The following is a 21008-nucleotide window of genomic DNA, read 5'->3' on the forward strand; positions in this document are numbered from 1 at the left end:
TTTTTTCTTGGGAGAAGTCTTGTGGGGCTCAGCCCATCCGCTCGGACTTGTAGGAGCCGGGGCTGGCCGGGAAGACGATTGTCTTGTTGCCGTTCATGAACACACGGTGGTGGATGTGCGCGTGCACGGCGCGCGCCAGCACCTGGCTTTCGACGTCGCGGCCGATCGAGACATAGTCCTCCGCGCTCTGATTGTGGGTGATGCGAGCGACGTCCTGCTCGATGATCGGGCCCTCGTCGAGGTCCTCGGTGACGTAGTGGGCGGTGGCGCCGATCAGCTTCACGCCGCGCTCGTAGGCCTGCTTGTAGGGGTTGGCGCCCTTGAACGAGGGCAGGAACGAGTGGTGGATATTGATGATCCGGCCCGACATCTTCTTGCAGACCGCGTCGGACAGCACCTGCATGTAGCGGGCGAGGACGATCAGGTCGGCCTCGGACTGCTCGACGATCTCCATCAGCCGCGCCTCGGCCTGCGGCTTGTTCTCCTTCGTCACCTTGATGTGGTGGAAGGGGATGTCGTGGTTGACGATCACCTTCTGGTAGTCGAAGTGGTTGGAGACGACGCCGACGATGTCGATCGGCAGCGCGCCGATCTTCCAGCGGTAGAGCAGGTCGTTGAGGCAGTGGCCGAAACGCGAGACCATCAGCAGCACCTTCATGCGCGCCTCGCTGCCGTGGAACTCAAAGGCCATGTCGAAGGGTTTCGCCACGGCGGCGAAATCGTCCTTCAGCTCCTGTTCCTTGACGCCGCCCTCGCTGTTGAAGGTCAGGCGCATGAAGAACAGGCCGGTCTCCAGGTCGTCGAACTGCGAGCTGTCGATGATGTTGCATTCCTTGTCGGCGAGGTAGCCGGTGATCGCCGCGACGATGCCGCGGGTCGACTTGCAGGTGACGGTCAGTACATAGCTCTTCATCGGTTCCACTCTCGCTGTCGATTGTGTTGTGCAACGGCCGTGGCCCTCGCCCGGTCCGGCACCGGGGGCCCGCGCGTTGGCGGAGGGTGGATATCCCATCCGTCCGCCGCCGTTGCAAGCCACCGCGAATGAGCGAAAGCTATGCCGAGCGGCGCAAATGGGCGCATTCGTTCGCGACATCCAATGACAGGAAAAAGGCAAGGGCTGGCGGCAACGGCGATCTTCTGCGACAAACCGGGGGCTGGCGGCGCCCCCGCGCCGTCAACTCCCGTCGCGACCGGCCCAGCGCCGCCACCAATCATTGAGCCATGTTCACCCTGCACTCCATCGGCACCTTCGAACAGGACATCAAGAAGAGCCGCTTCCGCGCCGCCGCCGGCCCGGTCGCCAGCGAGCAGGCCGCCAGGGACTTTGTCGCCGAGCAGGCCGTGGCCGGCGCCAGCCACAACTGCTACGCTTGGCGTCTCGGCCAGATCTACCGCTTCAGCGACGACGGCGAACCGGGCGGCACCGGCGGCAAGCCGATCCTGCAGGCGATCGACGGCCAGGCGCTGGACGGGGTCGCGGTTGTCGTCACCCGCTGGTTCGGCGGCGTCCTGCTCGGCAGCGGCGGACTGATCCGCGCCTATGGCGGCACCGCGGCCGCGTGCCTGCGGGCGATGGAGCGGGTGGAACTGGTCGCCCGCCTTCCCGTGCGCATGACCTGCGTGTTCGCCGACCTGGCGCTGGTCAAGGCGCGGCTCGCGGCCCTCGACGGCGTCCGCATCGAGGAGGAGACCTTCCTTCCGACCGGGGCCGAACTCGTCGTCGCCGTTCCGGAGGCCGAGGCCGAGGCAATCGGCCGGATGGTCGTCGACCTGACCGCAGGGCGCGCGACGATCGCGTTTCCGAGCTGACGCGGCGCCCTCAGCGCCTTGCCGGTCGCCGGCTGGCGCCTTGCGCCGCCGTCGCCGTCTCGCGCCGGAACGCCGCCGGACTCTTGGCCGTCCACTTGCGAAAGGCGCGGTGGAAGGCGCTCGGCTCGGAAAAGCCGAGCCGCACCGCGATCTCGCCGACCCCGAGGTCGCTCGTCTGCAGCATCTCGATGGCGAGGTCGCGGCGGATCTCGTCCTTGATCGCGGCATAGCTCTGGCCCTCGGCTTGCAACCGGTGGCGCAGGGTCGAGGGCGACATGCGCATCTGCGTCGCCAGCTCCTCGAAACCGCACCAGGACGGCGGAGGCCCCTGCCGCAGCCGCGTGCGGACGCTGGCCGCCAGCCCGGCGTCGTAGCGGTAGCGCACGAGGATGTTGGCCGGGGCGCCGCGCAGGAACTGCTTCAGCGCCTGCTCGCCGCGCGCGACCGGCAGCTTCAGCACGGCCGCGTCGAAAGCGAGCCGGCTCACCGGCTGGGAAAAGCGCACCGGCGCCCCGAAGAACAGGCGGTAATCGGCGCCCTGGGCCGGCTCGGCGCAGCGGAAGTCGACGCTGCGGATCGGAATACGGCGGCCGACCAGCCAGCAGGTGATGCCGTGCAATAGGATCCAGTACATGCGATAGGCAAAGGCGGACCGCGCCGCGCCGCGGTCCGACAGCACGATCTGCACCAGCCCGTCGGCGATCTCCAGCCGGCCGCTGGGGTCCTCCAGCACCACGTCGAGAAACCGGAGTGCGCGGCGAAGCGCCTGATCCAGCGTCCGGGCGTGCAACACGCAGTGACAGAGCAGCGTGAAGCTGCCCCTCCGCATCGGACGCCCGCCCATGCCGAAGAATTCGTCGTCCACCTCGCGGGCGATCGCCAGCCACAGCGCGCCGTAGCTCTCGGCCGAAATCGCCGCGTCGATGACGGCGGGCAGCCCCACCGCCGCGAGCACCGGCTCGACCGGCCGGCCGTGCCGCCGCAGGCAGTCCAGGGCTTCCTCGACAAAGGAGGGCGATATCATTCGCCGCCCGGTTTCCGTCATCGTCATGCCTCGCGCGATATGGTAAAACTGGCCGAAAAATCGAGCCGCTTCGGTCATCGCTTGCAATATCGCATCGGCATAGACTCCGGCAAGACGGGCGGGACGGATCGGTTCCGCCGAAGGGATGGCGGCACCGGGAGGACGGCATGACGCATCGACTTCACCCGGCGGAGCGCGGGTGCGCGGGGGGAGGGTTCTGATGCTGATCCGGGAGCGGAGCTTTCTTGTCACCGGCGGCGGGTCGGGTCTCGGCGCCGCGGTCGCACGTATGCTGGTCGGCGAAGGCGGCAACGTCACCATCGCCGACGTCAATGCCGAGGCGGGCGCGGCCATGGTCGCCGAGCTCGGCGACCGCGCCGTCTTCATGCGCACCGACGTCACCCAGGAGAAGGACGGCCAGGCCGCCGTCGACACCGCGCTCGAGCGCTTCGGCCACCTGCACGGGCTGGTCAACTGCGCCGGCGTCGCGCCTGGCGAGAAGGTGCTCGGACGCGACGGGCCGCACCGGCTCGACACCTTCGCCCGCACGGTCGGCATCAATCTGGTCGGCACCTTCAACATGACCCGGCTTGCGGCCGTGGCGATCGCCAGGGAGGAGCCCGGCGCCGACGGCGAGCGCGGGGTGATCGTCAACACCGCCTCGGTCGCCGCCTTCGACGGCCAGATCGGCCAGGCCGCCTATGCCGCCTCCAAGGGCGGCGTCGCCGCGATGACGCTGCCGCTCGCGCGCGAACTCGCCCGCCACGGCATCCGCGTCGCCACCATCGCGCCCGGCATCTTCGAGACGCCGATGATGGCCGGCATGCCGCAGGAGGTGCAGGATTCGCTCGGCAAGAGCGTGCCCTTCCCCTCGCGCCTCGGCAAGCCGGCCGAATACGCGGCACTGGTGCGCCACATCTGCGAAAACGTCATGCTGAACGGCGAGACCATCCGCCTCGACGGCGCCTTGCGCATGGCGGCACGCTGACAACCATCATTTCGGGAGAATGGATATGACGCAGCAGGACCCGATCGTCATCGTCGGCTCGGCCCGCACCCCGATAGGGGGCTTCCAGGGCGACCTGAAGGAGGCTGCCGCGCCGCAGCTCGGCGCCGCCGCCATCCGCGCCGCGCTCGACCGCAGCGGCGTCCGCGCGGACCTCGTCGACGAGGTCGTGTTCGGCTGCGTGCTGCCGGCCGGCCAGGGCCAGGCCCCGGCGCGGCAGGCGGCGATCGGCGCCGACCTGCCCTTTTCCACCGGTGCCACCACCGTGAACAAGATGTGCGGATCCGGCATGAAGGCGGTGATGCTCGCCCATGACCTGATCGCCGCCGGCAGCGCCGGCATCGCCGTCGCCGGCGGCATGGAGAGCATGACCAACGCGCCCTACCTGCTCGACCGCGCCCGTGGTGGCTATCGTCTCGGCCACGGCCGGACGATCGACCACATGTTCCTCGACGGGCTGGAGGACGCCTATGATAGAGGGCGGCTGATGGGCACCTTCGCCGAGGATTGCGCCGAGGCCTACCAGTTCACCCGGCCGGCCCAGGACGACTACGCGGTCACCTCGCTGACGCGCGCACAGAAGGCGATCGCCTCGGGCGCCTTTACCGCGGAAATCGCCCCGGTCACGGTCCGTAGCGCCAGGGCCGAGGCCGTGGTCAGCCTCGACGAACAGCCCGGCAAGGCCAAGCTCGACAAGATCCCGACCCTGAAGCCGGCGTTCCGCGAGAACGGCACCGTGACGGCCGCCAATTCCTCCTCGATCTCGGACGGGGCGGCGGCGCTCGTGCTGATGCGGCGGTCGCAGGCCGAGCGCGAAGGCATCGATCCGCTCGCGACCATCGTCGGCCACGCCACCCATTCGCAGGCCCCCAATCTGTTTGCCACCGCGCCAATCGGTGCGCTGCGCAAGCTGGGCGAGCGCACCGGCTGGAACCTCAAGGAGGTCGACCTGTTCGAGATCAACGAGGCCTTCGCCGTCGTCGCCATGGCGGCGATGCGCGACCTCGACCTGCCGCACGACAAGGTCAATGTCCATGGCGGCGCCTGTGCGCTCGGCCATCCGATCGGCGCCTCCGGCGCCCGCGTGCTGGTGACGCTGCTGTCGGCGCTGGAGCGCTACGGAATGAAGCGCGGCATGGCGAGCCTTTGCATCGGCGGCGGCGAAGCCACCGCGCTCGCTGTAGAGTTGCACTGACGGGCTTCGGGAAGGAGGCCGAACGATGATCCTGACGGAATCGCAGACCCAGATTCGCGATGTCGCCCGCGACTTCGCCCGTGAACGGCTGGCGCCGGGTGCGGCGGAGCGCGACGCCAAGAGCCTTTTCCCGCGCGCCGAACTGCAGGAGATGGGGGAACTCGGCTTCCTCGGCATGCTCGTGCCGGAGGCCCATGGCGGCTCGGAGACCGGCACAGTTGCCTATGCCGTCGCGCTCGAGGAGATCGCCGCCGGCGACGGCCCCTGCTCGACCATCATGAGCGTGCACAGCTCCGTCGGCTGCGTGCCGATCCTGAAATACGGCACCGAGGAGCAAAAGCAGCGCTTCCTGCCGAAGCTCGCGACCGGCGAATGGATCGGCGGGTTTGCGCTCACCGAGCCGCAGGCCGGCTCCGACGCCTCGAACCTCAAGACCCGCGCCCGCCGCGACGGTGACCACTACGTCATCGACGGCGCCAAGCAGTTCATCACCTCCGGCAAGAACGGCAACGTCATCATCGTCTTCGCCGTCACCGACCCCGACGCCGGCAAGAAGGGCATCTCCGCCTTCATCGTCCCGACCGACACCCCCGGCTACGAGGTCGTGCGCGTCGAGCACAAGCTCGGGCTTCATTCGTCGGACACCTGCCAGATCGCCTTTTCCGACATGCGCATACCCGCCGATCTTCGGCTCGGCGCGGAGGGCGAGGGCTACCGGATCGCCTTGTCGAACCTTGAGGGCGGACGCATCGGCATCGCCGCCCAGTCGGTCGGTATGGCCCGCGCGGCCTTCGAGGCCGCCCGCGACTACGCCCGCGAGCGCTCCGCCTTCGGCACGCCGATCATCGAGCACCAGGCCGTCGCCTTCCGGCTCGCCGACATGGCGACGCAGATCGAGGTCGCCCGCCAGATGGTGCTGCATGCGGCCGAACTGAAGGAGCAGGGCCAGCCCTGCCTGACCGAAGCCTCGATGGCGAAGCTGTTCGCCTCCGAAATGGCCGAGAAGGTCTGTTCCGACGCGATCCAGATCCATGGCGGCTACGGCTATATGGCCGACTACCCGGTCGAGCGGATCTACCGCGACGTCCGCATCTGCCAGATCTACGAGGGCACCAGCGACGTGCAGCGCATCGTCATCGCCCGCAATTTATAGGATAGTAGCCGGGCCGGCCCTTCCCCGAGGAGCAGGAGGGGCGGCCAGCAAGGGAGGAACGACACGGCATGACCGATGTCCCGCATCATCTGAGCCTGCATGTGCCGGAGCCCGCCGTCCGGCCCGGCGACCTGCCGGACTTTTCCACCGTCAACATCGCCAAGGCGGGGTCGGTGCCGCGCCCGCCGGTGGACGTGGCGCCGGAGGAGATCCGCGATCTCGCCTACTCGATCATCCGCGTGCTCAACCGCGACGGCGAGGCGGTCGGCCCCTGGGGCGGGCTGCTGTCGGACGAGGAACTGCTGACCGGCCTGCGCGACATGATGAAGCTGCGCGCCTTCGACGCGCGCATGCTGATGGCACAGCGGCAGGGCAAGACCTCGTTCTACATGCAGCATCTCGGCGAGGAGGCCGTCAGCTGCGCCTTCCGCAAGGCGCTGAACAACGGCGACATGAACTTCCCGACCTATCGGCAGGCTGGGCTGCTGATCGCCGACGACTACCCGATGGTCGAGATGATGAACCAAATCTACTCGAACGAGGCGGATCCTCTGCGCGGCCGGCAGCTGCCGATCATGTACTCGTCGAAGGAGCACGGCTTCTTCACCATCTCCGGCAACCTCGCCACGCAATATGTGCAGGCGGTCGGCTGGGCGATGGCCTCGGCGCTGAAGAACGACACCAGGATCGCCGCCGCCTGGATCGGCGACGGTTCGACCGCCGAGTCCGATTTCCATTCCGCGCTCGTCTTCGCCTCCACCTACAAGGCGCCGGTGATCCTCAACATCGTCAACAACCAGTGGGCCATCTCCACCTTCCAGGGGATTGCCCGCGGCGGCTCCGGCACCTTCGCCGCGCGCGGACTCGGTTTCGGCATCCCGGCGCTGCGCGTCGACGGCAACGACTATCTCGCCGTCTTCGCGGTAGCCAAATGGGCGGCCGAACGGGCACGTCGCAATCTCGGCCCGACCCTGGTCGAATACGTCACCTATCGCGTCGGCGCCCACTCGACCTCGGACGACCCCAGCGCCTACCGGCCCAAGGCGGAATCCGAGGCCTGGCCGCTCGGCGACCCGGTGCTGCGGCTGAAGAAGCATCTGATCGTGCGCGGCGTATGGTCGGAGGAGCGCCACGCCCAGGCCGAGGCCGAGATCCTCGACGAGGTGATCCAGGCCCAGAAGGAGGCCGAGAGCCACGGCACGCTGCACGCCGGCGGCCGGCCCTCGGTGCGTGACATTTTCGAGGGCGTCTATGCGGAAATGCCCGCCCACATCCGCCGCCAGCGGCAGAAGGCAGGGTACTGACATGGCAAGAATGACAATGATCGAAGCCGTGCGCAGCGCGATGGACGTGGCCATGGGACGCGACGACGACGTCGTCGTGTTCGGCGAGGACGTCGGCTATTTCGGCGGCGTCTTCCGCGCCACCCAGGGCCTGCAGGCCAAGTACGGCAAGACCCGGTGCTTCGACACCCCGATCAACGAATCGGGCATCCTCGGCACCGCCATCGGCATGGCGGCCTACGGCCTGAAGCCCTGCGTGGAGATCCAGTTCGCCGACTACATGTATCCGGCCTATGACCAGATCACCCAGGAGGCGGCCCGCATCCGCTACCGCTCCAATGGCGATTTCACCTGCCCGATCGTCGTGCGCATGCCGACCGGCGGCGGCATCTTCGGCGGCCAGACCCACAGCCAGAGCCCCGAGGCGCTGTTCACCCACGTCTGCGGCCTGAAGGTGATCGTCCCGTCCAATCCCTACGACGCCAAGGGTCTTCTGATCGCCGCGATCGAGGATCCCGACCCGGTGATGTTCCTGGAGCCGAAGCGGCTCTACAACGGCCCGTTCGACGGTCACCACGAACGCCCCGTCACCCCCTGGTCTAAGCACGAGCTCGGCGAGGTGCCGGACGGCCACTACACGATCCCGATCGGCAAGGCCGAAATTCGCCGGCCCGGCGCGGCCGTGACCGTGATCGCCTATGGTACCATGGTACACGTGGCGCTCGCCGCTGCCGAGGAGACCGGGATCGACGCCGAGGTGATCGACCTGCGCAGCCTGCTGCCGCTCGACCTCGACACCATCGTCCAGTCGGTCAAGAAGACCGGCCGCTGCGTCGTCGTGCACGAGGCGACGCTGACCTCCGGCTTCGGCGGCGAGGTGGTGGCGCTGGTGCAGGAGCATTGTTTCTTCAATCTCGAGGCGCCCGTGGTGCGCGTGACCGGCTGGGACACGCCCTACCCGCATGCGCAGGAATGGGACTATTTCCCCGGACCCGCCCGCGTCGGCCGGGCCCTGCAAGAAGTGATGGAGGCCTGAGCAATGGGCGAACTCGTCATCAAGATGCCAGACGTGGGCGAAGGCGTCGCCGAGGCGGAACTGGTGGAATGGCACGTCAAGCCGGGCGACCCGGTGCGCGAGGACATGGTGCTCGCCGCGGTGATGACCGACAAGGCGACCGTGGAGATCCCCTCTCCCGTCGACGGCACCGTGCTCTGGCTCGGCGCCGATGTCGGCGACACCATCGCCGTCAAGGCCCCGCTGCTGCGTATCCAGGTCGACGGCGCGGGCGAGGCGACGATCGAGGCGCCGCCGCCCGCGGTCGCGGAGAAACACCCGGTCGAACCGCCATCCGAGCCGCCGGCCGCAGCAAGGCCGGCAGCGCCGCCGCCCGCCGTGGCACCGGCCGTGGCCGAGCAGCGCAAGCCGGAGCAGCCCAAGCCGGCGCAGCGCACCGCGATGCGCGAGCCGGCGGAAAAGCCGCTCGCCTCGCCGGCGGTGCGGCTACGCGCCCAGGAGGCCGGCGTCGACCTGCGCCAGGTCCAGGGCACCGGTCCTGCCGGGCGGATCACCCACGAGGATCTTGACCAGTTCGTCGCCCGCGGCGCCCAGCCGGCCATCGCACCGGCCGGCCTTGCCCGCAAGACGGCGACCGAGGAGATCAAGGTCACCGGCCTGCGTCGCCGCATCGCCGAGAAGATGCGGATCGCCGCCTCCCGCATCCCGCACATCACCTATGTCGAGGAGGTCGACGTCACCGATCTCGAGGAGCTGCGCGCGACCATGAACGCCGGGCGCAAGCCCGACCAGCCGAAGCTGACGGTGCTGCCGTTTTTGATGCGGGCGATGGTCAGGACACTCGGCGAGCAGCCAGGCATCAACGTCACCTTCGACGACGACGCCGGCATCATTACCCGCCACGGCGCCGTCCATATCGGCATCGCCACCCAGACGCCCTCCGGGCTGACCGTCCCGGTCGTCCGCCACGCCGAGGCGCGGTCGATCTGGGACAGCGCCGCCGAGCTCAACCGGCTGGCGGAGGCCGCCCGCAACGGCACCGCCGCGCGCGAGGAACTGTCCGGCTCGACCATCACCATCACCTCGCTCGGGGCGCTCGGCGGCATCGTCACGACGCCGATCATCAACCACCCGGAAGTGGCGATCATCGGCGTCAACAAGATCATGACGCGGCCGGTCTGGGACGGGACCCAATTCGTGCCGCGCAAGATCATGAACCTGTCCTCGAGTTTCGACCACCGCGTCGTCGACGGTTGGGATGCCGCCGTCTTCGTGCAGCGGATCAAGACCCTGCTCGAGACCCCCGCGCTGATCTTCATCGAAGGCTGATGACATGAAAGAGATCGTCTGCAAGCTCCTCGTCATCGGCGCCGGTCCGGCTGGCTATGTCTGCGCCATCCGCGCCGGCCAGCTCGGCGTCGATACCGTTATCGTCGAGGCCGGCAAGGCCGGCGGCACCTGCCTCAACATCGGCTGCGTGCCTTCCAAGGCGCTGATCCACGCCGCCGACGAGTTCGACAAGGTCCGCCACATGAGCGGCGCGTCGCCCGCCCTCGGCATCACCGTCGAGGCGCCGAAGCTCGACCTCGCCCAGACAGTGCGCTGGAAGGACGGCATCGTCGGCCGCCTCAACAGCGGCGTGCTCGGGCTGTTGCGCAAGGCCAAGGTCAAGATCGTGCACGGTTCGGCGCGTTTCCGTGACGGCAAGACCGTCGAGGTCGAGACGGAAACCGGCGCCCAGGTGATCCGGGCCGAAACCGTGGTCATTGCCACCGGCTCCGAGCCGGTGGAGCTGCCCGCCCTGCCCTTCGGCGGGCCGATCATTTCCTCGACCGAGGCGCTGTCGCTGGCGAGCGTTCCCCGGATGCTGGTCGTCGTCGGCGGCGGCTATATCGGCCTCGAGCTCGGCACCGCCTTTGCCAAGATGGGCGCCGAGGTAACTGTGGTCGAGGCGATGCCGCAGATTCTTTCGCAATACGATGCCGAACTGGTCAAGCCGGTCGCCAAGAGACTGAACGATCTTGGCGTGCGCGTGCTCACGGGCGCCAAGGCCAAGGGCTACGCCAGCGACGCGCTGACGGTCGAAACCGCGTCCGGCGAAGAAAAGCGCCTGGCCGCGGACAAGGTGCTCGTCACAGTCGGCCGCCGGCCGCGGATGGAAGGATGGGGCCTCGAGGAGCTCGACCTCGACCGCACCGGGCGCTTCATCCGCATCGACGAGCGTTGCCGCACCTCCATGCGCGGCGTCTATGCGATCGGCGACGTGACCGGCGAGCCGATGCTGGCCCACCGCGCCATGGCGCAGGGCGAGATGGTGGCGGAAATCGTCGCCGGGCGCCCGCGCGCCTGGGACAAGCGCTCGATCCCAGCCGTCTGCTTCACCGATCCGGAAATCGTCACGGCCGGACTGTCGCCCGACGAGGCGCGCGCGCAGGGCTACGAGGTGCGCGTCGGGCTGTTTCCCTTCACCGCCAACGGCCGCGCCATGACCACCCAGTCTGAGGACGGCTTCGTGCGTGCCGTGGCGCGGGCGGACACCAATCTGGTGCTCGGCCTGCAGGCGGTCGGCGCCGGCGTCTCGGAGCTGTCCAGCGCCTTCTCGCTGGCGCTGGAGATGGGCGCGCGGCTGGAAGACATCGCCGGCACCATCCATGCCCATCCGACCCGCAGCGAAGGCCTGCAGGAGGCCGCATTGAAGGCGCTTGGCCATGCCCTCCACATCTGAACCCGCATCGCCGCAGGACACCGCGCCCGAGCCGCAGGTGCTGGCCGGGCGCAGCGGCGCGCTTGGCCGGATCCGGCTCAACCGGCCGAAGGCGCTGAACAGCCTGACGCTGACCATGGTACGCGACATCGAGGCTGCGCTGGATGCGTTCGAGGCCGATCCGCAGGTCGCCGCGGTGCTCGTCACTGGCGAGGGCGACCGCGGGCTTTGCGCCGGCGGCGACATCCGCATGATCTACGAGGGCGGCAGGGCCGGCTCGGACGAGCCGACGACGTTCTGGCGCGAGGAGTATCGCCTGAATGCGCGGCTCGGTCGACCTGCAAAGCCCTTTGTCGCCTTCATGGACGGCATCGTCATGGGCGGCGGGGTCGGCGTTTCGGTCTATGGCAGCCACCGCATCGTCACCGAGCGCACCCGGCTCGCCATGCCGGAAACCGGCATCGGTTTCTTCCCCGACATCGGCGCTTCGTGGTTCCTGACCCGGCAGCACGGCGAACTCGGCACCTATGCTGCCCTGACCGGCGAGCAGCTTTCCGCCGGCGACGCGATCGCCTTCGGCCTGGCCGACGCCTGCGTTCCCTCGGATCGCCTGCCGGCGCTCGTCGCGGCGCTTTCCGCCCTGCCGGCCACCGCCACCGGCGGTGACGTCACGGCGGCTGTCACGGCCCTTGCCGGCGCTCCGCCGCCGGCGGGCGTCGCTGCGCATCGCGACGCCATCGACCGCCTCTTTGCCTACGACACGGTCGAAGCGATTATCGAGGCGCTTTCGCGTGAAGGCACGCCATTTGCGGATAAGACCCTCGCGATCCTGGGCAGCAAGTCGCCGCTCAGCCTGAAGGTCACGCTGCGGCTGCTGCGGCTCGGGCGCAGCAGCCGCTCGCTCGAGGCCTGCCTGGAGCGGGAGTTCGCCGCCACGGCCGGCGTGCTGCGCAGCCACGACTTCTACGAGGGCGTGCGGGCCGCCGTTATCGACAAGGACCGCAATCCGCAATGGCGCCCGGCGCACCTCGCCGACATCGGCGCCGCCGAACTCGAACCCTTCTTCGCACCGGCGGCCGAACCCCTCTTTGCCGACACCGGCAGGAAAGGAGAACGCAGATGACCTCGATCGCTTTCGTTGGCCTCGGCCACATGGGCGGCCCGATGGCGGCCAACCTGGTCAAGGCCGGCCACCGCGTCCAGGGCTTCGACCTCTCCGAATCATCGATGCAAGCCGCAAGGGACGCCGGCGTCGTCGCCTGCACCTCGCTCGCCGAGGCGGTTGCAGGCGCGGGCACCGTTGTCACCATGCTGCCGGCCGGCCAGCACGTGCAGGCGGTCTGGCGGGACCTGGTGGACGCCGTGCCGTCCGGCACGCGCCTGATCGACTGCTCGACGATCGACATCGACAGTGCCCGCAAGGCGCACGCGCTGGCCCGGCAACATGGCTGCCCGGCGCTCGACGCGCCCGTTTCCGGCGGCACCGGCGGGGCGGCGGCCGGCACCCTGACCTTCATGGTCGGCGGCGAGGCATCGGATTTTGCAGAAGCACGGCCGCTGTTCGAGGCAATGGGCAAGAAGGTCATCCATTGCGGCGGCGCCGCCGCCGGCCAGGCGGCCAAGATCTGCAACAACATGATCCTCGGCATCAGCATGATCGCCGTCGGCGAGGCGTTCGTACTCGGCGAGCGGCTGGGGCTGACGCACGAGGCGTTGTTCGACGTCGCCTCGGTCTCTTCCGGCCAGTGCTGGTCGCTGACGACCTATTGCCCGGTGCCCGGACCGGTTCCCGCCTCGCCGGCCAATCGCGGCTACGAGCCCGGCTTCGCCGGCGCGCTGATGCTGAAGGACCTGAAGTTGTCGCAGGCGGCGGCGGATGAGGCCGGCGCCACCACCCCGCTCGGTGCGGAGGCGACCCGCCTCTACCAGATGTTCGCCGACGAAGGCTTCGGCGAGAAGGATTTCTCTGGCATCATCAACATGTTGCGCGATAAGTCGGACGCGGGCGTCGAATAACCGCAGCAGCAATCAGGGAGAGTTCCATTGGAAAAGCCGATCATTGTCGAACGTCAGGACCGCGTCGTCATCGTCACGCTGAACCGGCCGGCGGCGCGCAATGCGCTGAACTCGGAGATCATGCTTGCGATGGGCCGCGAGCTGGCGCCGCTCGACCGCGATCCGGGTGTCGGCTGCTTCGTCATCCGCGGCTCGGAGAAGGCCTTCGCCGCCGGCGCCGACATCAAGGAGATGGCCGACCGCTCGTTTGCGGAGATGTACAATGACGACTTCTTCGCCGGCTGGGATCGCTTTGCCGCGCTGCGCACGCCGAAGATCGCCGCCGTGTCCGGCTATGCGCTCGGCGGCGGCTGCGAGATGGCGATGATGTGCGACATCATCTACGCCGCCGATACGGCGATGTTCGGCCAGCCCGAGATCAAGCTGGGCGTCATTCCCGGCATGGGGGGTTCGCAGCGGCTGACCAGGCTGGTCGGCAAGGCCAAGGCGATGGACCTGATCCTGACCGGCCGGATGATGGACGCGGCCGAGGCCGAGCGCAGCGGTCTCGTCGCGCGCGTCTTCCCCGCCGACCAGCTGATGGCAGAGACGCTCAAGGCCGCCGAAACGATCGCCGGCTATGGGAAGGCTGCGACGACGGCCGCGCGTGAGGCGGTGGAGCGCGCGCAGGAGGTCGGCGTGCGCGAGGGCATCCTGTTCGAGCGTCGCCTGTTCCACTCGCTCTTCGCCACCGCCGACCAGAAGGAAGGCATGGCCGCCTTTGTCGAGAAGCGCCCGCCGGTCTTCCGCGGCCAATAGCACGGCGGCTCAGAGGCGCCCGCATCGCCGCCATCGCGGCGGCCCCGACCCGGCATGGCTCGTTCCGCGGTGCCGGTCGTCAGTGGCGGGTATCGATCGGCAGGTCGTCGGCGAGAAAGCCGAAGGCCTCCTGCAGCGCCTTGACCAGCAGATCGGTCAGGGCCTCGCCACCGCCGCCATCCAGCAGCATGGCAATGACCTCGTTGCTCACCTCGCCCTCATGGCGACCATCCATCGACATCATGTCTTCGTCCCCGCAATGCAAATCGCTGATCGGGACGTGGTAGGGCGCGTGGCTTGCGCTGGCCTTGCCGGTGCGGTTCGGGCGGCGCGATCCGCCGCCCGGCGTCACGCCTCCGGGAGCGCGTCAGGCTATTCGGCGGCGATCGCCAACGGACCGGGATAGGCCTCCCGGTCGCCGTCCGCCGTGGCCCCGGACGCAACCTCGGCCGGCTTCCCGCGGCCGAAGAACAGCGCATAGGCGGCCGGAAGCACGAGGATCGTCAGGACGGTGGCGACGAGGATCCCGCCCATCATCGCATAGGCCAGCGGACCCCAGAACACGCCCTGCGAGATCGGGATCAGCGCCAGCACCGCCGTCAGGGCGGTCAGTACGATCGGCCGGAAGCGGCGCACGGCCGCGCCCACGATCGCCTCGGTGCGCTCCATGCCGGCGGCGATGTCCTGGTCGATCTGGTCGATGAGGATGATCGAGTTGCGGATGATGATGCCGAGCAGGGCGATGACGCCGAGGATGGCGACGAAGCCGAACGGCGCGCCGCTGATCAGAAGCGCCGCCGCCGCGCCGATGATCCCGAGCGGACCGGTGGCGAGCACCAGCATCGCTTTGCCGAAGTGCTGCAGCTGGATCATCAGCAGCACGACGATGACGAGCAGCATCACCGGTGCCTTGGCGGCGATCGAGGCCTGGCTTGTGGCGCTGTCTTCGGCCCCGCCCTGGATCTCGATCTTGTAGCCCGGGGCAAGTCCGTCGCGCAGGCTCTGCACCGCCTCGGACATCTTCAGCGTGACGTCGTTGGACTGCACGCCGTCGGGCAGGGTGGCGCGCACGGTAATCGTCGGCAACCGGTCGCGACGCCATTCGATCCCCTGCTCCAGCACCGGCACGACCTTGGCGACCTGCGATACCGGCACGAAGCCGCCGAAATCGGTCGGCAGGTAGATCGAATTGACGGCCGACAGCAGGTGGCGGGTGCCCTCCGGCTCGCGGGCGACGATCGCCACGGTCTCCTCGCCGTCGCGGAAATCGTCGAGCGGCACGCCGGACATGGCCGCCTGCAGCATCTGGCGAATCCGCTGCGAGGTGACGCCGAGCGCGCGGGCGCGATCCTGGTCGATGACCAGCTTCATCGCCGGCACCGGCTCCAGCCAGTCGTCATGGACGGCGCCAAGCAGCGGGTTTTCCGCAAACCTCGCCTTCACCGCGTCGGCGATGCGCCGCACCTCCGCGCGATCGGGCCCCACCACCCGCAGCTGCACCGGCCAGCCGGTCGGCGGGCCGAGGAACAGCCGGTCGACCTTGGCGCGGACCGAGGGGAAGTCCTCGGCCAGGATGGTCCTGAGCCTGTCGATCAGCCGCTCGCGCGCCGGTTCGTCCTTGGCCATGACGAGCAGCTGGGCGAAGTTCGGGTTGCGCAGCTGCTGGTCGAGCGGCAGGAAGAAGCGTGGCGCGCCCTCGCCGATATAGGTGGCGATGAAGCGCTTGTCCGGATCGTCCATCATCCGCGCCTCCAGCGCCTTGGCCTGGCGCTCGACTTCATTGATGCTGGTACCCTCGGGCAGCCACAGGTCGACCAGGATTTCCGGGCGCGAGGACTGCGGGAAGAAGTTTTTCGGGATGAACTGGAACGCCCAGAGGCTGCCGGCGAAGGTGGCGAGCGTCAGCAGCAGCACGGCGGCGCGGTGGCGCACGGCCCAGCCGACCGCGCCGCGCAGCCGGCGGTAGAAGCGGGTATCGAACACGTCGTGGTGCGCGCCCGCATGCACCCGTTGTTTCAGGATCATGTGGCCGAGCCACGGGGTGAAGTAGACGGCGACGAACCAGGAGACCACCAGCGCGATGCCGACCACGAAGAACAGCGAGCGGACATACTCGCCGGCCGTCGATTCCGCGAAGCCGACGGGGATGAAGCCGGCGGTGGTGATCAGCGTGCCGGTCAGCATCGGGAAGGCGGTCGAGGAATAGGCGAAGCTCGCCGCCTCGACCTTCTCCAGCCCCTCCTCGAGCTTGCGCTCCATCATCTCGACCACGATCATGGCATCGTCGACGAGCAGGCCGAGGGCGATGATCAGCGCGCCGAGCGAGATCCGCTGCAGGTCGATGCCGAGTTCGTACATGATGGCGAAGGTCGCGGCGAGCACCAGCGGGATGGCGATGGCGATCACCAGGCCGGAGCGCCAGCCGATCGACAGGAACGACACCACCAGCACGATGACGAGGGCCTCGCCCAGCGCCTTCATGAACTCGCCGATCGCCTCGGTGACGACCGCAGGCTGGTCGGCGATCTGGTCGACGGCGACGCCATAGGGTAGCGCGCTCTGGAACCGCGCATAGGTTTCCGCTACGGCCTTGCCGACGTCGGTCACGTTGAAACCCTTGGCCATCACCACGCCGACCTGGACGCTCTCCTGGCCGTTGAAGCGGTACTTGCGCTGGTAGGGATCCTCGAGGCCGGCGCTGACCGTGGCGATGTCGCCGAGTCTGATGACCTGGCCGCCGGCGCGCAGGCGCAGCTCGCGGATATCGGCCAGCCGGTCGACGCCGCCCTCGACCGAGATGCGCACCGAACGCGTGCCGGTATCGACGGTTCCCGCCGGATCGACATTGTTCTGGCCCTTGATGGCGCTCTGCAGATCGAGGATGCTCAGGCCGCGCTCGGCCAGCGCCTTGGAGGAGACGTCGACATAGACCTTCTCCGGCTGGTCGCCGATGATGACGGCCTTTTCGACGCCGGGCGTGGTCAGAAGCATGTCGCGGGCGGCGATCGCGAACCGCTTCAGCTCGGGATAGCTGTAGCCCTCGCCGCTGAGCGAGTGCAGGGTGATGAAGGTGTCGCCGAACTCGTCGTTGAAATAGGGGCCAAGCACGCCGTCCGGCAGTTCGTCGGCGATGTCGCCGACCTTCTTGCGCACCTGATAGAAGGCGTCGGCGACGTCGCCGGCGTCGGTATCGCCCTGGACCTGCAGGGTGATGATGGCGCTGCCGGCTCGCGTGTAGGACTTGACCCAGTCGAGATGCGGCGTCTCCTGCAGCTTGCGCTCGATCTTGTTGACCACCTGGTCCTGCATCTCCTCGATCGACGCGCCCGGCCAGACGGCCTGCACCACCATCACGCGGAAGGTGAAGTCGGGGTCCTCCTTCTGGCCCATCCGCATCAGTCCGAGCACGCCGGTGATGATGATCAGGCCGAACAGGAACCTGGCGATGCTCGGGTGGGCGATCGCCCAGCGCGAGAGGTTGAACGGCTTGCGGTCGGAGTTCGCGGCACTCATGGCGTCGTTCCGTTCTGTCGATGTCGCGGTCAGCGAACGAGTTGGTCGGTTTCCGCCAAGGCGGACAATTCCTCGTCCGCCGGCAGCTTCACCTTCAGGTTCTCCTGCATGAACTGGGTGCCGGCGGCGACGACGAGGTCGCCGGGCTGCAACCCGTCCGTGACGGTGACGGCGTCGGCGCCGAAGCCGCCGACGGCGATGTCGCGCGCATGCACGGTCGAGGTGTCGCGTGCGACCAGCCAGACCACCTTCCGGCCGTCCCGCTCGGACAGCGCGCTCAAGGGAACCGACACGGCCGCGGGCGCGCTACCGTCGGCGGTTTCGATCGTCGCGGTCATGCCGAGCAGCACGCGCGGGTCGTTCGGCAGGCTGACGCGCACGGTGAAGGTCCTGGACAGGCGATCGGCGCTGCCGGCGACCTCGCGCACGCGGCCATCCAGCACCAGACCGTCGTCGGACCAGAACCGCGCCTTGACCGCCTTGCCCGGCCGGAACTTGGCGATGTCCATTTCCGGCACCGCGATCTCGGCTTCCTTTTCGCCGGCCACGGCCACCGACAACACCGGAGCACCGGCTCCGATCACCTGGCCGATGTCGGCGTTGACCGCCGTGACGATGCCGTCCTGATCGGACTTGAGGTCGCCATAGGCGACCTGGTTGCGCGCCTGGTCCAGCGCGGAGCGGGCGGCGTCCCGGGCCGAGACCGACTGGTCATGGGCAAGCGTCGCCTCCTCGAGCCGGGACTGCGAGGTGACGTTCTTGGCGAACAGCCGCTCGGCGCGCGTCCTGGCGAGTGCGGCCGTCTCGACCTGCTTTTCGGCGGCGGCCAGATTGGCCTCCGCCGCCTTCACCGCGAGTTGGTAGTCGGTGGGGTCGATGCGGGCGAGAACATCGCCCGGCCGAACGCGGTCGCCGACGTTGACGAGCCGCTCGGTGATCTTGCCGGCGACGCGGAAGCCGAGGTTCATTTCGGTGCGCGCCTTGACCGAGCCGGAGTAGTCCAGCTTGCGGGTCTCCTCGGCCCGGACGATTTCCACGACCTTGACCGGGCGGACGACGTCCGTCGTCTCGGCCTGCTCTTGCGAACATCCGGACAGGGCGAGGCCGACGGTCGCCAGCATTGCAAGGCCCGCAAGGGACCGGAAGGTCCTGCCGGACCTCTTCAACTGCGCAGACATTGTTCGCTCCTGGTTGTGTTCAGCCGGCCGCGGCACGGGTCCGGACGCTCATCGCTTCAACGCCCTGATCGCGAAGTCGATCAGTTCGGACGGTGTCGCGCGGTTGTCCTTCGCGAGACACTGCGCCACCATCTGCGGGTGGCAGAGGATGACGGTCGCCGCGCCGAAGCAGCGGGCGGCAATGACGGCATCCTGTTCGGCAAATTCGCCCACGGCGATGCCGTCGCGGATGATGTCGGCGACAACGTCGTGCATGCGGTCGATGTGCTTCTCGATCACGTGCCAGTCGCGCTCGATCGCGACGATGACCATCTCGTGCACCTTCTCCTCGTCGAGCATGGCCTCGACCGTCATCTTGTGTTGGCCCTCGGCGTAGCGACGCAGCCGTTCCTCCGCGCTCAGCGGCAGCCGCGCGACATCCCTGGCCTGCTGGTAGCTGGCCGCCAGCATGCGCCCGCAGATCGCCTGGTGGATTTCGGTCTTCGAGGCGAAGAAGCGGTAGATGTTGGCCGGCGACATGCCGAGTTCGCGGGCGATGTCGGCGACGTTGGTCTTGGCGTAGCCGTAGTGCCGGAACAGCCGCTCCGCCGCATCAAGGATGCGGGTGACGCTTTCCTGCCTCGCAGGATCGGTGGCGGCATCGATCAGTTCCGGCATTCGATCACTCCGTATTACGACTGACGGTTTTTCATTTTCGTCAGTCGTAATACGTCAAGGCGTTTTCGTCAAGCCGGCATGGCACGGTTGCAGCATTGTCCATCGGCGGCACGTGGCGGTGAAGCAGGTCGCATCGATGCCGCCGGAAGGCGCGTATCGGTCGACAGGGCGGCCATGCCGGACGGCCGCATCGACGCTGCGGAAGGGCCGCTGCGCCAGGCTCAGGCGCCCCCTGCCGCGCGGAGCCGCGGCATGTCCGCCGGATAGGGCGTAGGCAGCAACAGCACTAGGCCGACGAGCAGGAACACGACGAGTGCGCCCATCCCCAGCGCGGCCGATCCGGTGGCGGTGGTGACGAGGCCGACGGACAGCGGGGCCGCGAAGGAGGTCGCCCGGCCGGTCAGCGCGTAGAGTCCGAAGTAGCGGCCGGCCTCGTCGGTCGCCACGCTGCGCGCCAGGTAGGAGCGGGCCGAGGCCTGTACCGGACCGAAGGCGATCCCCACCAGCAGGCCGAAGGCGATGTAGGCCTTCTCCGCCGCGGTGCCGAACAGGCCGCCCGAATCGGCGGTCGACAGCGGCAGCAGCCCGAACAGCGTATGCCCCGGCGCGGTGGAGACAATGCCGAGGGTCGCAACCGTCAGGCAGCCGAGGCTGGCGAGGACGACGGCCTTCGAGCCGAAGCGACCGTCGAGCCGGCTGGCCCAGAGGCAGCCGCCGATCGCGACGACGTTGAGGATGATGCCGTAGACGCCGAGTTCCATCGTCTGCCAGGCGAACATGCCGGCAGCGAAGGTGCCGCCGAGCGCCAGCAGCCCGTTGACCCCGTCCTGATAGATCATTCGCGCCACGAGGAAGCGCAGGATGCCGCGCCGCACCCTCAACTCGCCGAGCGTGTCCCCGATCGAGGCGAGCCCTGAGCGGACCGCCCGCGCGATCGGCTGCCCCCGGCCGAGGTCCGGCGTGAACAGGAACATCGGCAGGATGAACACGGCGTACCAGATGGCCGAGACCGGCCCGGTGATCCGCGCGTCCTCGCCCAAGGCCGGGTCCAGCCCGAACAGCGGCGCGATGCCGAGCGCGGTCAGTCCGGTCTCGGGATTGGCGGCGAGGAACAGCACGATCGCGACCAGCACGACCATCCCGCCGAGGTAGCCCAGCCCCCAGGCGAGATTGGAGATCCGCCCAGCCTCCTGCGGTGACACGAGGTTCGGCATCATTGAATCGTTGAAGACGATCGAGAATTCGGCGGCCACCGTCGCCAGAACCATCATCGCCAGCGGCATCAGCAGGCCCGTTCCCGGGGCCGCGTGCCAGAGCATCCACAGCGACACGACCTGGATGATGGCAAACACGCCGATCCACGGCTTGCGCCGCCCCGACGCATCCGCGATGGCCCCGAGCACCGGCGACAGCAGCGCGATGACAACGCCGGAGATCGTCAGCGTGTAGCTCCAGGCGGCCTGCCCGGAAACCGGATCGACGGCGAGGCGCGAGACCAGGTAGGGGCCGAAGATGAAGGTGGTGATCACCGTGAAAAAGGGCTGGGCCGCCCAGTCGAACAGCATCCAGCCCCAGATCCCGAGCCGGCCGGCCCGGCGTCCGGCGGCAGCTTTCGGCCTATCCGTCATTTTCCCTCCGACCGCCGCGGCCTGTCCGC

Annotated in this window: 19 protein-coding genes; 12 read left to right on the plus strand and 7 right to left on the minus strand. The window is 68.5% G+C overall.

The genetic code is table 11. The features are described 5' to 3' along the window. Positions 1-28: 28 nt before the first annotated feature. A complete protein-coding gene (gene purU, locus ACXAGF_RS19085) occupies positions 29-913 on the minus strand; it encodes a formyltetrahydrofolate deformylase (protein WP_475018948.1) in 885 nt (294 codons plus the stop codon). A gap of 128 nt (positions 914-1041) precedes the next feature. On the opposite strand from purU, the gene ACXAGF_RS19090 reads away from it, so the two are divergent. Then, complete coding sequence (locus ACXAGF_RS19090; RefSeq protein ID WP_475018949.1) at positions 1042-1218, plus strand: hypothetical protein; 177 nt, start codon at positions 1042-1044, stop codon at positions 1216-1218. Positions 1219-1221: 3 nt separating this feature from the next. Continuing rightward, the gene (locus ACXAGF_RS19095; protein WP_475018950.1) at positions 1222-1809 is read left to right on the plus strand and encodes an IMPACT family protein; all 588 of its coding nucleotides are present in this window, start codon (positions 1222-1224) and stop codon (positions 1807-1809) included. 10 nt (positions 1810-1819) lie between these two features. On the opposite strand, the gene ACXAGF_RS19100 is transcribed toward ACXAGF_RS19095, so the two are convergent. Continuing rightward, positions 1820-2854, minus strand: coding sequence for an AraC family transcriptional regulator (locus ACXAGF_RS19100; RefSeq protein WP_475019347.1), 1035 nt, complete (start codon positions 2852-2854; stop codon positions 1820-1822). 199 nt (positions 2855-3053) lie between these two features. Here ACXAGF_RS19100 and ACXAGF_RS19105 point away from each other — a divergent pair, with 199 nt between their 5' ends. The 10 genes from ACXAGF_RS19105 to ACXAGF_RS19150 all read left to right on the plus strand — a co-directional run bounded on the left by ACXAGF_RS19105 (position 3054) and on the right by ACXAGF_RS19150 (position 14003). After that, on the plus strand, positions 3054-3821 hold the full coding sequence (locus ACXAGF_RS19105) for a 3-hydroxyacyl-CoA dehydrogenase (protein ID WP_475018951.1): 768 nt from the start codon (positions 3054-3056) through the stop codon (positions 3819-3821). 25 nt (positions 3822-3846) lie between these two features. Continuing rightward, positions 3847-5034, plus strand: coding sequence for an acetyl-CoA C-acyltransferase (locus tag ACXAGF_RS19110; RefSeq protein WP_475018952.1), 1188 nt, complete (start codon positions 3847-3849; stop codon positions 5032-5034). A gap of 25 nt (positions 5035-5059) precedes the next feature. Next, positions 5060-6187, plus strand: coding sequence for an acyl-CoA dehydrogenase family protein (locus ACXAGF_RS19115; protein WP_475018953.1), 1128 nt, complete (start codon positions 5060-5062; stop codon positions 6185-6187). A gap of 68 nt (positions 6188-6255) precedes the next feature. Continuing rightward, the gene (locus ACXAGF_RS19120) at positions 6256-7491 is read left to right on the plus strand and encodes a thiamine pyrophosphate-dependent enzyme (RefSeq protein ID WP_475018954.1); all 1236 of its coding nucleotides are present in this window, start codon (positions 6256-6258) and stop codon (positions 7489-7491) included. Position 7492: 1 nt separating this feature from the next. Then, entirely contained in the window at positions 7493-8506 is a 1014-nt protein-coding gene (locus ACXAGF_RS19125) for an alpha-ketoacid dehydrogenase subunit beta (RefSeq protein ID WP_475018955.1), read from the plus strand. A 3-nt stretch (positions 8507-8509) separates the two neighbouring features. Further along, entirely contained in the window at positions 8510-9814 is a 1305-nt protein-coding gene (locus ACXAGF_RS19130; RefSeq protein WP_475018956.1) for a dihydrolipoamide acetyltransferase family protein, read from the plus strand. A gap of 4 nt (positions 9815-9818) precedes the next feature. After that, the gene (lpdA, locus tag ACXAGF_RS19135; protein ID WP_475018957.1) at positions 9819-11210 is read left to right on the plus strand and encodes a dihydrolipoyl dehydrogenase; all 1392 of its coding nucleotides are present in this window, start codon (positions 9819-9821) and stop codon (positions 11208-11210) included. Further along, positions 11194-12312, plus strand: a complete 1119-nt coding sequence (locus tag ACXAGF_RS19140; protein ID WP_475018958.1) for an enoyl-CoA hydratase/isomerase family protein — start codon at positions 11194-11196, stop codon at positions 12310-12312. The genes lpdA and ACXAGF_RS19140 overlap by 17 nt, the downstream gene beginning before the upstream one ends. Next, on the plus strand, positions 12309-13205 hold the full coding sequence (mmsB, locus tag ACXAGF_RS19145) for a 3-hydroxyisobutyrate dehydrogenase (RefSeq protein WP_475018959.1): 897 nt from the start codon (positions 12309-12311) through the stop codon (positions 13203-13205). Before ACXAGF_RS19140 ends, mmsB begins: the two co-directional genes overlap by 4 nt. 27 nt (positions 13206-13232) lie before the next feature. Further along, positions 13233-14003, plus strand: a complete 771-nt coding sequence (locus ACXAGF_RS19150) for an enoyl-CoA hydratase (protein ID WP_475018960.1) — start codon at positions 13233-13235, stop codon at positions 14001-14003. Between the two features lie 79 nt (positions 14004-14082). Here ACXAGF_RS19150 and ACXAGF_RS19155 read toward each other — a convergent pair whose 3' ends face one another. The 5 genes from ACXAGF_RS19155 to ACXAGF_RS19175 all read right to left on the minus strand — a co-directional run bounded on the left by ACXAGF_RS19155 (position 14083) and on the right by ACXAGF_RS19175 (position 20979). Further along, the gene (locus tag ACXAGF_RS19155; RefSeq protein WP_475018961.1) at positions 14083-14247 is read right to left on the minus strand and encodes a hypothetical protein; all 165 of its coding nucleotides are present in this window, start codon (positions 14245-14247) and stop codon (positions 14083-14085) included. 128 nt (positions 14248-14375) lie between these two features. Further along, on the minus strand, positions 14376-17516 hold the full coding sequence (locus ACXAGF_RS19160) for an efflux RND transporter permease subunit (protein WP_475018962.1): 3141 nt from the start codon (positions 17514-17516) through the stop codon (positions 14376-14378). A 29-nt stretch (positions 17517-17545) separates the two neighbouring features. Next, on the minus strand, positions 17546-18637 hold the full coding sequence (locus ACXAGF_RS19165) for an efflux RND transporter periplasmic adaptor subunit (RefSeq protein ID WP_475019348.1): 1092 nt from the start codon (positions 18635-18637) through the stop codon (positions 17546-17548). Positions 18638-18742: 105 nt separating this feature from the next. Further along, entirely contained in the window at positions 18743-19351 is a 609-nt protein-coding gene (locus ACXAGF_RS19170; RefSeq protein WP_475018963.1) for a TetR/AcrR family transcriptional regulator, read from the minus strand. 221 nt (positions 19352-19572) lie between these two features. Next, a complete protein-coding gene (locus tag ACXAGF_RS19175) occupies positions 19573-20979 on the minus strand; it encodes an MFS transporter (RefSeq protein ID WP_475018964.1) in 1407 nt (468 codons plus the stop codon). Positions 20980-21008 lie beyond the last annotated feature (29 nt).

The sequence above is a fragment of the Mycoplana sp. ABR4_002 genome, assembly GCF_056159645.1.